The sequence below is a fragment of the Arthrobacter sp. 24S4-2 genome, from assembly GCF_005280255.1.
Classification (GTDB): Bacteria; Actinomycetota; Actinomycetes; order Actinomycetales; family Micrococcaceae; genus Arthrobacter.
Genome location: NZ_CP040018.1, coordinates 2,881,149 through 2,896,237 on the forward strand (window position 1 = coordinate 2,881,149; position 15,089 = coordinate 2,896,237).

Sequence of the window (15,089 nt, forward strand, 5' to 3'; positions counted from 1 at the left end):
CCCGTAACTGCAAAGGAGCCTTGTGAACAGCCCGATCCAACGCCAGAGCGAACCTGACGGCGACTCCGCGGTCCACCGCGTCACCGCGCCGGCATATCCGCAGCTGCGGCTCAGCAGTGATGCCCTCGACAACAACATCCGGGTGATGGCGTCCTGGTGCCGGGAACGGGGGGTGGATCTCGCACCCCACGTGAAGACAACCATGTCTGCACCGATCATCACCCGTCAGCTGGCTGCGGGTGCCGTCGGCGTCACCGTTGCCACCGTGGATCAGGTCGCTTCGGCGCTGGGCTGGGGACTTCAACACGTTCTCATTGCCAACGAGGTGGTCGACCGGTTCGGCCTGACGCGTATCCGCAACTGGCTGGAGGAGGATTCCGGGCGGGAGATCCGTTGCTTCGTCGATTCGGTGCCGGGAGCCGAGGCGGCGGCGCAGGTGTTCGGCCCCGAAGCGGGCGCCGCCCTCGAGGTGCTGATCGACGTCGGAACACCCGGCGGACGCACGGGGATACGCAGCCTCGGGGAGGCCCTGCGCATCGCTGAGATGGTCCGTGCCGCGCCCGGCCTCAGGCTCGTTGGCGTCGCCGGCTACGAAGGCGTGGTGCCCAACAGCAGGGCGGAGTCCACCATCACCGCCGTTGACCGGCACTGCCGTCTGGTGCGGGACGTCTACCTCGAAGTCGCCCGGTTTTTTCAGACACCGGCACCCATCTACTCCATGGGCGGGTCCGCGTTCCCGGACCGCGTTGTGGAGTACCTGCCCGACGCCTCCCAAGTGCCCGGAACACGCAAGGTCCTCCGGTCGGGTTGCTATGTCACCCACGATCACGGCACGTACGCCGGCGTCAGTCCGGTGCCTGGCCTCATACCGGCGCTGACAGTCCGCGCCGTAGTGCTGTCCACCCCGGAAGAGGGAATCGCGGTGGTCGGTGCAGGCAAGCGCGATCTTCCCTACGACGCCGGGTTGCCCGTCTTCCTGTCAGCCCGGACTGCCGGTGGCGCCACCAGGAATGCTGCAGCCGCAGTTGTGCGCAACCTGTTCGATCACCACGCAGTCCTCACCGGAGTCAGCGGCCTGGATGTCACGGACACGGTCGACTTCGGTATATCCCACCCCTGCTCCGCGTTCGACCGCTGGCCTGAATACGTCGTCACCGACGAAAACGGCGACGAAACAGACGTGTGGCGCACGGACTTCCACCGGTCATCCCTGGCGCCGGTCCACGGGTGAAGCACAGCCGGGAGGCGGCGTAGCCCGCGGCGGAATCACCTGGCAACGAGGCTGCCGAGGCTCCGGTACTTGGCCAGACGGTGCGGCATCAACTGGTTCATCCCGGCCGATGAGAGGGTGGACAGCTCGTACTCGATGGCCTCCGCCAGGCGCCGGCAGAACGCTTTTCCCTCACGGGACGCGTCTGGGCGTTCGTCCACGATGTGCTCCACGAGTCCGTTCGCATGGAGGGATGCCACGTTGACGCCCTGGGCCTCGGACATGGCGGGTGCGAAGCCGGTGCTCCGGTGCACGATGGCACTTGCACCCTCGGGCGGCAGCGGGGACAGCCATGCATGCTGTGCCGCGATGGTGCGGTCCGCGGGCAGCAGGGCCAGCGCCCCGCCCCCGGCACCTTGGCCGAGAAGTACGGACACTGTGGGAGAGTTCAGCCCGATCAGGTCGTGCAGGGACCTGGCGATTTCGCCGGCCAGCCCGCCTTCCTCGGCTTCCTTGGAGAGGGCGGCGCCGCCGGTATCGATGACGGTGAGCAGCGGCAGGCCGAGTTCCTCGGCCATCCGCATGCCGCGCCGGGCTTCACGGAGGGATGCCGGTCCCATTGCCGTCCGCTGCGAGGGCCGGGGCCGGGTGTGGCCGATGACCACACAGGATTCCTGGCCGAAGCGGGCCAGGGCAAGCTGCAGGCCGGGATCCTTTTCCCCCTGGCCGGTGCCGTTGAGCGGCAGCACATCGCCCGCACCGTAGGCGAGCAGCTGGCGCAGGTCGGGCCGCCGCGGATTACGGGAGGCTTCGATCGACTGCCAGGCGCCGGCGTCGGACGGTTCAACGGACAGTGTCCGTGGAGGTGCCACCGGCGGACGCGGGCCGGTGACCAGGATGCCCAGGGCGCGGTGGACGACGTCGGACAGTTGCGAAGGCGGGACCACCGCATCGATGAGGCCCTTATCGAAGAGGTTCTCAGCCACCTGGACGTTCTCCGGAAACGGCGTGCCATACAGGGCCTCGTAGACGCGGGGGCCGAGGAAGCCGAGCAGGGCGCCGGGCTCGGCCACGGTGATGTGGCCGAGCGATCCCCACGACGCCATGACCCCTCCGGTGGTGGGGTGGCGCAGGTACACAAGGTACGGCAGCCCGGCCTGGCGGTGTGCGCGGACGGCGGCACTGATTTTGACCATGGACAGGAAGGCGACGGTTCCTTCCTGCATGCGGGTGCCGCCCGACGCCGGGCCCGCCAGGAGCGGCAGGCCCTCCCGGGTGGCGCGTTCGACGGCGGTGACGATGCGTTCCGCTGCGGCCAGGCCGATAGAGCCGGCGAGGAATCGGAATTCGCTGACGATGACGGTTACGCGCCGGCCGCGGATGTGGCCCTCACCGGTCAGGACGGATTCATCCGCACCTGTCTTCAGGCGGGCGGCGGCCAGTTCCTGCCGGTACTCCGGGCCGGGATCAGGGTCCACCACCGGGGCGTCCCAGCTCCGGTAGGAGCCCGGATCGAGCACGGCGGTGATGAGTTCGGCGGCGTCAAGATGCCTGGCTTTTTGCTCCGTCAGCATGTTTAGCGCCTTTCCTTTTCCGCGTCCGCCGGCACCAAACCGAGCCACTGCCGGATCTGTTTCCCGTCCTGGTCCAGCAGCGGCGGTGCGGTGTGCGTCTTGAGCGTGGTTTCCGCCGTGTCGGCGTTGCTGAAGAACCGCAGCGGCGGACCGGGCAGGCTCACAGTGCCCAGGATCTTGTGGTCCACGTCGATCACCAGGCCCTGCGAATGGACCTGCTCCCACGCGTACACCTCGTCCAGGGTGCGGACCTTGCCGGCCGGGATGCCGGCCTCATTGAGTTTGGCGAGCAGCGGCTCGGCCTCGAACCCGGAGAACGCCTGTTCCACTTCTTCGATGACTTTTTCGCGGTTGCGGACACGCTCCGCGTTGGTGGCGAATTCCGGCCGTGCGAAGTCGATCCCGAAGGCGGACGCAAACGTGTTCCAGAGCTTTTCGCTCCCCACGCTGATCTGGACCCGGCCCTGCCGGCAGTGGAACAGACCGTAGGGGGCGATGGAGGGGTGGTGGTTGCCCTGGGCCTTGGGGGTTTCGCCGGCCACCGTGGCCCTGGTGCCCTGGAAGGCATGCACCCCGATGAGCGCCGCGAGCAGGGAGGTGCGGACGATCTGGCCCTGCCCGGTCCGCTCGCGCTGCAGCAGCGCCGCCAGGGTGCCGAACGCGCCGTACATGCCGGACAGGAGGTCGGCGATGGGGACGCCCACCCGCTGCGGGTCGTCCGGTCCGGCCCCGGTCAGGGACATCAGCCCGGCCTCGCCCTGCAGGATCTGGTCGTAGCCGCTGCGGCGGGCTTCCGGCCCGTCATGCCCGAAGCCGGTGATGGACAGGATGACCAGTGCCGGGTTCAGCGCGTGCATTTCGGCGGCGGAGAAACCGAGCCGGTCCAGCACGCCGGTGCGGAAGTTTTCGATGACGACGTCGGCGCGTTCCAGCAGTTCGCGAAGGACGGTCCGGCCGTCGTCGCTCTTCAGGTCCAGGGCGATGGATTCCTTGTTGCGGTTGCAGGACAGGAAGTAGGTGGCCTGGGGGTCGTCTTCGGGGCCGACGAACGGGGGACCCCAGCCGCGGGTATCGTCTCCGTTGCCGGGGTTCTCCACCTTGATGACCCGGGCGCCGAGGTCGGCCAGCATCATGCCGGCGTGCGGGCCGGCGAGGGCGCGGCTCAGGTCCACCACGAGGTAGCCGGAGAGCGGCCCTTCCGCCTGTGGCGTGGATTCAGTGCTGGTCATGGGGTTCCTTCTCGTCTGTGGTTGCCTGCGTTGCAGTTATTGGGTGGGAACGCCTAGAGCCAGCCCGGGACCACCATGACCAGCCAGGCGACGGCGGGTCCGGCAACGACGACGATGCCGCTGTAGGCCAGGATCTGCTTGTAAAACCTGTCCTTGTCCACGTCTTCGGGCGCGTTGGCGAGCACCAGGGCGCCGTTGGTGGAGAAAGGGGAAACGTCCACGATCGTGGAGGCCACGGCCAGGGCGGCGATGACCCCGACCGCGCCAATCTCGCCGGTGGCCAGGAACGGCACCGCCAGGGGAATGAGGGCCGCGAGGATGGCGGTGGAGGAGGCGAACGCCGAGACCACGGCGCCGATGTAGCAGATCAGCAGCGCGGCCACCAGCGGCATGCCAAGGTGGGCAACGCTGTCGGACACGAACTTGATGGTGCCCGCCTCTTCCAGGACGCCGACGAAGGTGAGCATGCCGCAGAGGAGCAGGACGGTGGACCAGCTGATCTTGTTGACGGCTCCCTTCTGGGCAGCCGGGGACACGAGGGCAAGGACCATGGCGATGGTGATGGAGACAAAGCCGACGTCCACCTTGAAGCCCAGCGATATGACAGCCAGGGCGATCAGGCCGAGGATGGTGACTAGCTGGGGAACGGAAGGGCGGGCATCGTTTGCTGCCGGGCGTCCGGCAGCGGGGCGAATGTCCGTGCCTGACCCCTGCAGCGTCACAGCGGCTGCACGGGCGCCCACGCTGACTGCCATGCGCTTTTCGGCGGCTTGTTCCACCAGCCGCCCGCCCGCCGTGGACGTTAGCCTGGTGCCGCCAAGGACAATGAACAGCACTAGCGCAATGGCGAGATTGAAGACGAAGCTGGCCAGGAAGATCGCCATCGGGTTGGCTTCCAGTTCCGTCTTGGCAATGATGCCGTTGACGGTGACGCCGTAGACGGCGATGGGGGAGAAGCCCCCGGCCTGGGCGCCGTGAATCACCATCATGCCCATCATGAGCGGATTGAGCTTGTGCTTTGCGGCGAAGCTGAGGGCGATCGGGGCGATGATGGCCACCGCCGCGGGGGAGAGGGCCCCGACCGCAGTGATCAGGGCGGTGATGGCGAACATGATCCACGGGATGAGCGCCACCTTGCTGCCCACCATCCGCACGGCACCCCGGACCAGCAAGTCAATGGTGCCGTTGTTCTGCGCGATGGCAAACAGATACGTAACCCCGACGATGGTCAGGAACAGGCCGCCCGGGAAGTTGGCGAGAATGTCCGTGGTGGACATTCCCAGCACCACCGAGCCCAGCAGGAATGCGCCCACAAACGCCAAAGCGCCCATGTTGAGGGGGAGCACCGTGGCCAGCAGGAACATCACCGCGAGGATGACTATGGAAAGGACAGGAGCGGACATCTTTGTTCCTCCGGATCGTGTTTTTGATTGAATTGGCTTAGTGGCCTAGCCTCCTAGACACTAGGTGTCTTTGTCAATAGTTCTCCGGTAGTCTTAGGGCCAAGAACCTTGCCGGAAGGAAGCGAATGGCAAAGCAGGCAGCAACCCAGCAGATTTCCCGCGTTTCGCGGCCCCGGCTCTATGAGCAGCTCGTGGAGCAGATCATGGACTTCATCGAGTCTGCCCAGCTGGGTCCCGGGGATACTTTGCCGCCGGAGCGCGAGCTTGCTGAGCGGCTGGGCGTTTCGCGCGCAACGTTGGCGCAGGCCTTAGTGGCCCTGGAGGTGCTCGGCGTGATCGACGTCCAGCACGGCACGGGTGCGGTGCTGGTCTACCGCCCCAATGTCCCGTCCGTAATCAAGGGCCTCCGAGAGCATCGCAGCAGGCTGCCCGAGATCGTTGAGGCGCGAAGCACGCTGGAGGTCAAGCTTGCCGAGCTGGCTGCGGCCCGGCGCAGCGAAGTGGATATGAAGGCCATTGACAAGGCGCTCGAGGCCATGGCGGACGAGGTCGCCTCAGGAGCCAGGGGGGCCCGCGGCGACGAGCTGTTTCACCAGGCCGTGACTGCCGCCGCGCATTCGGCAGTGCTGGCACAATTGATGACGTTCATTGCCGGCATGGTCCTGGAAACGCGCCTGGAGTCGCTCGGGCAGCCCGGGCGCCCGGAGCAGTCACTCGCGTCCCACCGCAAGATTGCCGACGCGATCCGGGCCAAGGATTCCGCGGCTGCCGCTGCAGCCATGCTGGAGCACATCGACCTTGTCTCCGATGTTGCCCTGCTGAAGAACGCCTAGGCTGAAGAACACCCGGCGCCCGCGTCCGCAGGCTGCGTGCGAGGCGTTATCCGGTTAGTCTGTGCTGCGGAGACACCGGTCTTGCGGGTCGATGGCCCGCATGATGCGCTGGCCGATATTGCCCAGCTGGCGGGACTGCGCCTTGGTGATCGGATCGAAGACCAGCGTGCGGACTGCCTCGACGTGGCCCGGGGCCGTTTGGACCACTTTCTCCCAGCCGTCTGCGGTGAGGGTGGCCAGCGTGATGCGGCCGTCAGAGGGGTCGGGCGAGCGTTTCACCCACCCCCGCTTCTCGAGGCGGCCAACGACCTGGGACAGGCGGGGGAGTCCCGCTTCCGTAAAACCAGCCAGGTCGCTCATCCGGCGCGTGCGGCCCGGGGCTTCGGAGAGCCCCGCGAGCACCATGTACTCAAAGTGGCTCAGCCCGGCGTCGCGCTGCAGCTGGGCGTCCAGTGCAGAGGGAAGCCGCATCATTACCCCCACGAGCGCCAACCAGGCCTGGCGTTCTTCAGTGCTTAGCCAGCGCGGTTCCGCGGAAGTGTCCATGTCGCAAGCATAACCCAATTGACTTCACGCATGAACTTTTATTTCCACCGAATCACTTGCATCGTGAACTAACCGCAGGTACGGTTAACTTCAATCTTCAAGTAAATTCACGATTGGATGAGGCATGGACGTGGACACTCGGGTAACGGTGCGGAGTCGGGTCACCGTGCCTTTGCGCTTTCCGGACGGCTTCCAGGCCACCGCCGAGGTGCTGACATTCCATGGATTGGCGGACGGTAAGGAACACCTCACGCTGGCCCTCGGCGACTGGGAGCGGTCGCTGGCTGAACTGTCGGCAACCGGAACGGGGCCGCTGGTCCGCCTGCACAGCGAATGCATGACCGGGGACGTGTTCGGCAGCCAGCGGTGCGACTGCGGGCCTCAGTTGAGGGAAGCAGTGGAACAGATCGCCGGCCTTGGCGGATTCCTGCTGTACCTCCGCCAGGAGGGCCGCGGTATCGGCCTGTACTCAAAGCTGGATGCCTACGCCCTGCAGGACGCGGTCCTGGACACCTACGAAGCCAACGTGGCGCTCGGGCACGGCGAGGACGAACGGGACTACACAGCCGCCGCGCAGATGCTGGGCGCACTCGGTGCCACCACGGTGCGCCTGCTCACCAACAACCCGGATAAAGCCCGGCAGCTCAGTGGCCTCGGCATCGACATCATCCAACAGGTCCCCACCGGAGTCCACCTGTCACCGGCCAATCACCGCTACCTTGCCGCAAAGCGGGACCACACCGCCCACACCCTCGTTCTCCCGCCCGCTGCCTGAACCAGACAGGATCGCACATGATCACTTTCCCGGCCGCTCTCGGCACCGCCCCGGACACCGAACCGTCCGGTGCGGTTCCCGGGCACGAGGACGTCCTTGCCCGTGTCGACCTCCTGGTTCCCCGCCTGCGGGATCGCGCTGAGGAGACAGAGCACCTTCGCCGCCTACCGGAATCCACGATGGCGGACTTGAAGGAAGCCGGAGTCTTCCAGCTGCTTTCGCCGAAAGCGGTCGGGGGATTCGGACTGGGAGTGGAGACATACGCCGAGGTGGTGCGCAGGCTCGCCCGGGGTTGCCCCTCCACGGCCTGGACCGTGGGGCACCTCATCGAGCACGTCTGGATGCTGGCACGATGGCCCCACACGGTCCAGAACGAAGTCTTCGCGGACGGGCCGGCGCCCTTGGCAGCTGCAACCGGTTCACCGGCGGGTACGGCGGACAAGGTTCCGGGCGGATATTCCATCTCGGGGCGCTGGACGTTCGCCTCGGGAGTCATGCACTCGGAATGGGCATTGCTGGCCGTGCAGCATGGCGATATCCGGTTGCAGTGCCTGGTCCCCGTTTCTGATGTGGAAGTGCTGGATGTGTGGCAAACGGCCGGCCTGCGCGGGACGGGCAGCAACGACATCCACGCGGACGGGCTTTTCGTACCTGAACATCGGACGCTGGACTGGACACTTCTGAACGCACCGGACAATCCCGGCAGCCGTATCCACCCGGATCCGATCATCCACACTCCGCTGGCCACTCTCCTCAACCTGGTGGCGCCGGCTGCCGCCCTTGGGGCCGCGGAGCACGCCGTCGAACTGTTCCGCGAACGCATGCTGGTGCGCAAAGTGAAGAACACCACGGAGAACCGCCAGGCGGATTCGCCGCTCGCGCAGGCCCGGTACTCGCACGCCTACGGGCTCGTTACCACCGCCAGGCTGCAGTGGCGTGAAGCGATCCGGTGGGTCTCTGTTTCGTGTGGCCGCCAACCGGCAACGATGACGGAGGAGGAACGGGCGCAATACCGGCTGTCCCTCGCCTTCAGCGGTGAGGCGTCGGCCGAAGCTGTCCGCCTCATCCTGGCGGGATCAGGCGGCAGCGCGCACCGGCTGTCACATCCGCTCCAGCGGATCCAGCGTGACGTCAATGTGTTGCTCAACCACCCGACACTGACCATGGACCCCATCCTCGAACAGGCAGGCCGCGGCCTCCTGGGACTCGGCTATACGGTTCCGTCGTTCTGACGGGCTGGCCGGCCCGCGTCATCAGAGGTTGGTCATCCGCTCCGCGGCTTCGTTGTAGCGCCCGCCCTGCACCTGGATCCGGGACGCCGCGTCCCCCAAGTTCAGTGAGTTCCACCGCCGTGAGCCGGACGTCGGCGGCACCGATGTTCTCCTCAAGCCGGTGAATCTTGCGCGTGCCGGGGACAGGGATGATCCAGGGCTTCCGGGCGAAGAGCCAGGCCAGGCCAGGCCGATCTGGCCAGGGGTGGCACCCTTGCGCTGCGCGATGCCGGCGAGCAGGTCGACCACGGCCTCGTTGGGCCGGAACGCTTCCGGGGCGAACCGGGGAATGCTGCTGCGGATGTCGTTGCCGGCATCAAAACTGGTGGAGGCGTTGATAGTGCCGGTGAAGAAGCCCTTGCCGAGCGGGCTGTAGGGCACAAAACCGATGCCCAGTTCCTCGCAGGCGTCCAGCATTTCCTCCTCGGGGCGCCGCCACCAGAGCGAGTACTCGCTCCGGACGGCCGTGACGGGCTGGACCGCGTGCGCCCGGCGAATGGTTCCGGCGGCCGCCTCGGACATGCCGAAATGCTTGACCTTGCCGGCCTCAATCAGTTCCTTGACCGACGGGGTTGGCGTGCAATGTGGCGGCTTCCCGCTTGGTCAGGTGAAGTCCTGCGGCGCGGCGGGCGGTGGACTCGGCCGGGACAATAAGGGTTAGCACGATGAGCAGCGCGGCGGTGAGCATGACGGTCCCGCCGGTGTACGCCGTCGCGGCACTTTGCGCCAAGCCGGAAGCGCCGGCCGAAGCCGTCACCAGGACTCCGACGCCGAGGCTGCTGCCGAGCTGGTGGGCGGTGTTCACCAGCCCCGACGCGGCGCCGGCGTTAGCCGCCGTCGTCCCTGCGATTCCTGCAGCGGTGAGGGGCCCGAACGCGAGTCCCTGCCCGATCCCAATCAGCACCATGCGGAGCGCCACGCCGGTGAGGTAGGGGGTGTCAGAGGTGAATTGGGCCAGCCATGCAATGCCCGCCAGGGTCAGTGTGAATCCCGCGGCAAGCAGGAGCGCATTGCCGAAGCGTTGCGTCAGCCGGGGGACCAGGAGTGCAACGGCGAAATTGACCGTGGTCATCGGGAAGAAGGCAAGACCTGCCTGGAACGGGCTGTAGTGGTACACGCCCTGAAGGAACTGCGTGGTGAAGTAGAAGAAGGCGATCATGGTGCCGGCAAACAGCATGCGGGCTGCGTAGGCGCCGGAGCGTTCCCGGCCGGCAAACAGCTGCAGCGGCATGACCGGCTGCTTCGCCCGCCATTCGTTGACCACCAGAAGGGTGAGCAGGACGGCGCCCGCAGCGAGTGTGGCCAGGGTGATCGGCGCCGCCCAGCCTGCCTCCGCTGCGTTCACGATCCCATACACGAGCGAGCCCATGCCAAAGGTGGAAGTCAGGGCTCCGACGACGTCAAAGCGGCCCGACGAGCGGGGCGTCTCCGGGATGTACTTGAGCCCGGCGGCCATCAGTGCGATGCCGAGGGGGACGTTGATGAAAAAGCCTGCACGCCAGGACACCCATTCGGCCATTGCCCCGCCCACAACAAGGCCGAGGCTCGCGCCGAGCCCTGCGACCGCTCCGTAGTACGAGACAGCGCGGGTGCGCTCACTGCCCGCCGGGAAGCTCGAGGTCAAAAGGGACAGCGACGACGGCGCGACAACCGCGGCGCCGACGCCCTGGAGGGCTCGTGCGGCGACGAGCCATCCCTCCGAGGGGCTGCCCCCACGAGGAACGACGAGAGTGCGAAGACCGCGAGGCCGCCGAGGAACACGCGGCGGCGGCCGAGAATGTCTCCTGCACGGGCGCCCAGGAGCAGCAGCCCGCCGAACACGAGGGTGTAGGCGTTCTGAACCCATGACAGCCCGGTGGCCGAAAGGCCCATCGAGGCCCGGATGCCGGGCAGGCCGGTGAAGATGATGGAAGCGTCGAGCACGATCATGAAATAGCTGACGAGGATGATCGCCAGAACCGCCGTCGGGCGGACCCGGCGGCGGAAGCGGCAGTGGCGGATTTCACGGTGGTCCTTCTGGTTCGGAAGATTCGGGATGGCCGCTGCGGGCCTCACCATCAAGATCACCATCTCCGGGCGGGCGCGGGAGTTCCTGCTGTTCCACGCACTGACAGACCACCCTTCAGGCACCTGTCCGCCGTGAACCGTGTACTGACAGCACCTCCCACAGGCCCGCTGCGGGCCGTAGCCTGAAAACATGGACAGTCAAAATGATGTGCGGGAATTCCTCAGGTCGCGCCGGGCCAAAGTGACCCCCCAGCAAGTGAACCTGATCGTCGGCAGCAACCGGCGCGTACCCGGCCTGCGACGCGAAGAGGTAGCCACACTGGCGTCGGTCAGTGTGGACTACTACGCCAGGCTCGAACGCGGAAACCTTGCCGGGGTGTCGGACGAAGTCCTGGAGGCCATCGCACACGCCCTGCGGCTGGACGAAGCGGAGACCGCTCACCTGTTCGCCCTTGCCCGTGCCGCGCAGCCCGTACCTGCCCGCCGGCGGCGCCCCGCCCCACCCCAGCAGGTGCGCCCCGGGCTGCAGCGGTTCCTTGACGCCATCACCGGAGCCCCGGCCTGGGTGCGCAACGAGCGCATGGATTTCGTTGCTTCCAATGCCCTGGGCCGCGCACTTTACGCACCGATTTTGGCCGATCCGTTGCGGCCGGCGAACAGTGCCCGCTTCGTGTTCCTGAATCCCGACGCCCGCAGCTTCTACCCCGACTGGGACCAGGTTTCGAACGATGTGGTCGCCATCCTGCGCAGCTACGCGGGGCAGCACCCGCACGACAAGAGCCTCCGGGACCTGATCGGGGAACTCGCCACCCGAAGCGACGAGTTCCGCACCCGCTGGGCAGCCCACAACGTCCGTTTCCACCGGACCGGAATGAAGCGGCTCCATCACCCTGTGGTGGGTGACCTCGAACTCGGCTACGAAGCGATGGAACTCCCGGCCAACCCCGGCTGGACGATGTTCGCCTACACCGCCGAACCCGGCTCGGCCAGTGATGAGCGGCTGAAATTGCTGGCCAGCTGGGCTGCGACCACTGCGATCGAACTGCCCGCCCCCGCATCGGAACGGACGTCCTGAGGAAGCCTGCCGGTGAGGGCCTGCGAAACGCTTACCGGCGCTCCGTGGAGCTGGCCGCCCATTAGTCGATGGGCGGAAGGGACTGGCGGTTCCTGATCCGGGATTCCCCGAACTCGATAGCGATCGGCTCAATCTCCCAGGCTCCGCCGCTTCCCGCCTTTGGACTGCCCACGGCAACGTGGGGTGTCCAGTGGGGCGACCTGAAGCCCAGGGCACGCGAGCTGAGAATGAAGTCATCGATGTTGTCAACGAGGAGTTCATCGAGCAGTTCGTGCAAGGCCTGCACCAAGGAATGCTGGTAGTCATGCACCGGCCGGGGTAAAGCGACTTCGAGTCCGGACACCCTGCCGCCGCCGAGCACAATCAGCCGTTCCGCGTTGCCGGAAAATGCGCCGAGCTCCGGCAGGCCCAGCAGCCAGGAGACCGTTCCGCGGGTGGCTGACTCGGTGCTCGTGATGCCTTTGGTCCAGTCCGACACATCCCTTGCGAAGTCCTCCAGGACGCCGAGGTGCAGCAGGGTCAGGTGCAGGCCCCGCGGCCGTCGCAGCGCGCGGACATAGCTGCCCAGATCCTCGTAGTCCGATGAACGGGATCCAATACTGAGCACCGGCGCTTCCAGTGTGATGCGCGGAAGCGGATCCATCCTGGCCCCTCCTGTCCGCAAAGACCGTTTGGGTATGGAAGCCATTATGCGCCCGGAGGGCTGGGATTTCGGGGGTTCCCGGCAGCATCAAACTTCGTTAACCCTTGACGGTGTGATCTAGGTCGCGTAAATTGTTCAACAAGTTAGGATTGTTCAACAATTCCACAATCCAACGAAGTAGCCGACCTTCCGCGGCACCCTCGCGGGCCGCCGCTCACACCGCGCCAAACCAGGCTGACAACGACGCAGACCCGGAAAAATCTGGCGCACCCCAATCATCCGTTCCCACCCGCGGATGGCATTCACAATCTTCATGGAGGATAAAATGGCCGAACAATCCGCAATGGCCTCCGGGACCGCGGCCCCCTTTGTAGGGCGCAAAGGCATGTACAAAGCATTTGCCGCCAGCCTGACCGGCACAGCGCTGGAATTTTATGACTTCGCCGTGTACTCCGCCGCGGCCGCGATCGTTTTCCCGCTCATCTTTTTCCCGGCCCAGGACCCTTTGACCGGTACCCTGCTTGCCTTCTCAACCTACGCGGTGGGATACATTTCCCGCCCGGTCGGCGGCATTATCTTCGGCCGGCTCGGGGATGAGATCGGCCGCAAGAAGATCCTCGTCATCACGCTGATGCTGATAGGCGTGGCCACCTTCCTCATCGGCTTGCTGCCCACGTACGGCAGCATCGGCATCGCGGCGCCGGCCATCCTTGTCTTCCTGCGGTTCGCCCAGGGCGTGGGCGTCGGCGGCGAATGGGGCGGCGCCGTTCTGCTGTCGAGCGAATTCGGTGACCCTAACAGGCGGGGTTTCTGGGCGTCTGCAGCGCAGATCGGACCGCCCGCCGGCAACCTCATGGCCAACGGTGCACTTGCCGTCCTGACGCTGGCCCTGACCGAAGAACAGTTCCTCGACTTCGGCTGGAGAATTGCCTTCCTCATCTCCGCGCTGCTGGTGGCTTTCGGCCTCTGGATCCGGCTCAAGCTTGAAGACACCCCCATCTTCCAGTCCATGGAGGCGCGCGGAGACAAGCCCAAGGCGCCGATCAGGGAAGTCCTCGCAACCCAGCGCCGGCCCCTCATCGCGGCCATGCTCAGCCGCATCGGCCCGGACGTTACCTACGCCCTCTGCACAGTTTTCACCCTGACCTACGGCATTCAGCAACTTGGATTCGACCGCGGCCAGGTGCTCGTGGCCGTACTCATCGGCTCGGCACTCCAGCTCTTCACGATGCCGCTTGCCGGAGCCATCTCTGACCGGATCAACCGCCGGCTCGTCTACGCAATCGCCGCAGTTGCCGCCGCCGTCTGGGCTTACCTGTTCTTCATCGTCCTCGAAGGACGGTCCCCGGTCATGCTGATCGTGGGCACGGTGCTGGGCCTGCTCTGCCACTCCTTCATGTACGGACCGCAGGCCGCCTTTGTTGTTGAGCAGTTCACGCCCCGGCTCCGTTCCACCGGCAGCTCGCTTGCCTACACCTTCGCCGGGATCATCGGCGGCGCCATCGCACCGTTCATGTTCACGCTACTGCTGAGCACGTTCCACAGCTGGGTGCCTGTCGCGATTTACCTCAGCGTCGCGTGCCTGCTGACCCTGGTGGGCCTGGCCCTCGGCCGGGACTCCAACGTCGCCGAGGACGAAGAATACCTGCGGGGTTCGGCAGGCCCGTCAACCTCAATGGAACTCACAGAGACAATGGCCCGATGACGCAGGCAAACGCTGCTGAAGCGCCTTCCGAAGCCAGGCGGCAGTTCCGCCAGGGTCTCGCAACGCCGACGGCCGGGTGGAGTGACGGCTACACCCAGGCAAACCTCATCGCGGTGACAGCCGACTACGCCGACGAATTCATCGAGTTCTGCCGGCTCAATCCGAAGGCCTGCCCCGTCATTGACATCATCCCCGCCGGCCGATTCGAAAGTGCCCTGGCCGCGGGTTCTGACATCCGCAGCGACATCCCCGGCTACCGTGTGTGGGAGGACGGTATTCTCACCGCCGAACTCCTGGACGTTTCATCACTCTGGCGCGACGACATGGTGGCGGTACTTATCGGCTGCAGCTTCACTTTCGAAGCCGCACTTGCCAGTGAGGGTGTCCCGCTCCGCCACGTCGAAATGGGCCGCAACGTCCCCATGTACCGGACGAACGTACAGTGCATTCCCGCGGGGCGCATTCACGGAACCATGGTGGTTTCCATGCGTCCCATGGCGCCGGAGCTGGTCGATACGGCCATTAGGGTCACGTCACAGGTGCCGAAGGTCCACGGCGGACCTGTCCATGTCGGATCGCCCGAGGAACTCGGAATCGCTGACATCAACCGCCCCGACTACGGGGATACGGTGGAAATCAGGCCAGGCGAGGTGCCGGTCTTCTGGGCATGTGGCGTGACGCCGCAGAGCGCCGTGATGGCGTCCAGGCCGCCGTTCGCGATCAGCCATGCTCCGGGATACATGTTCATCACGGACGTTCCCGAAAGCAGCTACCGCGAAACGGCAGGAGCACAACCGTGAAGAAGCGCACCCCGGTGG

The 15,089-nt window shown here is 66.1% G+C and carries 13 protein-coding genes and 1 pseudogene; 7 read left to right on the forward strand and 7 right to left on the reverse strand.

Going from position 1 to position 15,089, the window contains the following annotated elements:
• The first annotated feature begins 22 nt into the window (after positions 1-22).
• A complete protein-coding gene (locus FCN77_RS13235) occupies positions 23-1,231 on the forward strand; it encodes an alanine racemase (protein WP_137322633.1) in 1,209 nt (402 codons plus the stop codon).
• Between the two features lie 35 nt (positions 1,232-1,266).
• Here the strand turns inward: FCN77_RS13235 and FCN77_RS13240 are convergent, their stop codons facing one another.
• Genes FCN77_RS13240 through FCN77_RS13250 form a run of 3 tightly spaced genes read right to left on the reverse strand, consistent with a single transcriptional unit; the run spans position 1,267 to position 5,416 of the window.
• Complete coding sequence (locus tag FCN77_RS13240) at positions 1,267-2,784, reverse strand: carboxyl transferase domain-containing protein (RefSeq protein ID WP_137322634.1); 1,518 nt, start codon at positions 2,782-2,784, stop codon at positions 1,267-1,269.
• Between the two features lie 2 nt (positions 2,785-2,786).
• On the reverse strand, positions 2,787-4,013 hold the full coding sequence (locus FCN77_RS13245; protein ID WP_137322635.1) for a CaiB/BaiF CoA-transferase family protein: 1,227 nt from the start codon (positions 4,011-4,013) through the stop codon (positions 2,787-2,789).
• A gap of 53 nt (positions 4,014-4,066) precedes the next feature.
• Positions 4,067-5,416 (reverse strand): SLC13 family permease, encoded by a 1,350-nt coding sequence (locus FCN77_RS13250; protein ID WP_137322636.1) that lies wholly within the window; start codon positions 5,414-5,416, stop codon positions 4,067-4,069.
• Positions 5,417-5,541: 125 nt separating this feature from the next.
• Between FCN77_RS13250 and FCN77_RS13255 the strand changes: the two genes are divergently transcribed.
• A complete protein-coding gene (locus FCN77_RS13255) occupies positions 5,542-6,249 on the forward strand; it encodes a FadR/GntR family transcriptional regulator (RefSeq protein ID WP_137322637.1) in 708 nt (235 codons plus the stop codon).
• A 54-nt stretch (positions 6,250-6,303) separates the two neighbouring features.
• On the opposite strand, the gene FCN77_RS13260 is transcribed toward FCN77_RS13255, so the two are convergent.
• Complete coding sequence (locus FCN77_RS13260; protein ID WP_137322638.1) at positions 6,304-6,795, reverse strand: MarR family winged helix-turn-helix transcriptional regulator; 492 nt, start codon at positions 6,793-6,795, stop codon at positions 6,304-6,306.
• A 124-nt stretch (positions 6,796-6,919) separates the two neighbouring features.
• On the opposite strand from FCN77_RS13260, the gene ribA reads away from it, so the two are divergent.
• The gene (gene ribA / locus FCN77_RS13265; RefSeq protein WP_137322639.1) at positions 6,920-7,570 is read left to right on the forward strand and encodes a GTP cyclohydrolase II; all 651 of its coding nucleotides are present in this window, start codon (positions 6,920-6,922) and stop codon (positions 7,568-7,570) included.
• 17 nt (positions 7,571-7,587) lie between these two features.
• Positions 7,588-8,802 (forward strand): acyl-CoA dehydrogenase family protein, encoded by a 1,215-nt coding sequence (locus FCN77_RS13270; RefSeq protein WP_137322640.1) that lies wholly within the window; start codon positions 7,588-7,590, stop codon positions 8,800-8,802.
• A 21-nt stretch (positions 8,803-8,823) separates the two neighbouring features.
• Here the strand turns inward: FCN77_RS13270 and FCN77_RS13275 are convergent, their stop codons facing one another.
• On the reverse strand, positions 8,824-9,363 hold the full coding sequence (locus tag FCN77_RS13275) for an aldo/keto reductase (protein WP_254678550.1): 540 nt from the start codon (positions 9,361-9,363) through the stop codon (positions 8,824-8,826).
• Between the two features lie 25 nt (positions 9,364-9,388).
• A pseudogene (locus tag FCN77_RS13280) lies at positions 9,389-11,040 on the reverse strand (MFS transporter).
• On the opposite strand from FCN77_RS13280, the gene FCN77_RS13285 reads away from it, so the two are divergent.
• A complete protein-coding gene (locus FCN77_RS13285; RefSeq protein ID WP_137322641.1) occupies positions 11,039-11,923 on the forward strand; it encodes a helix-turn-helix transcriptional regulator in 885 nt (294 codons plus the stop codon). The pseudogene FCN77_RS13280 and the gene FCN77_RS13285 overlap by 2 nt on opposite strands.
• Positions 11,924-11,984: 61 nt before the next feature.
• Here the strand turns inward: FCN77_RS13285 and FCN77_RS13290 are convergent, their stop codons facing one another.
• The gene (locus tag FCN77_RS13290) at positions 11,985-12,566 is read right to left on the reverse strand and encodes a hypothetical protein (protein ID WP_137322642.1); all 582 of its coding nucleotides are present in this window, start codon (positions 12,564-12,566) and stop codon (positions 11,985-11,987) included.
• A gap of 325 nt (positions 12,567-12,891) precedes the next feature.
• Here FCN77_RS13290 and FCN77_RS13295 point away from each other — a divergent pair, with 325 nt between their 5' ends.
• Together FCN77_RS13295 and FCN77_RS13300 are read left to right on the forward strand one after the other, a co-directional pair.
• Positions 12,892-14,271, forward strand: a complete 1,380-nt coding sequence (locus FCN77_RS13295; protein WP_137322643.1) for an MFS transporter — start codon at positions 12,892-12,894, stop codon at positions 14,269-14,271.
• The gene (locus tag FCN77_RS13300) at positions 14,268-15,071 is read left to right on the forward strand and encodes a putative hydro-lyase (protein ID WP_137322644.1); all 804 of its coding nucleotides are present in this window, start codon (positions 14,268-14,270) and stop codon (positions 15,069-15,071) included. Before FCN77_RS13295 ends, FCN77_RS13300 begins: the two co-directional genes overlap by 4 nt.
• The last annotated feature ends 18 nt before the right edge of the window (positions 15,072-15,089 follow it).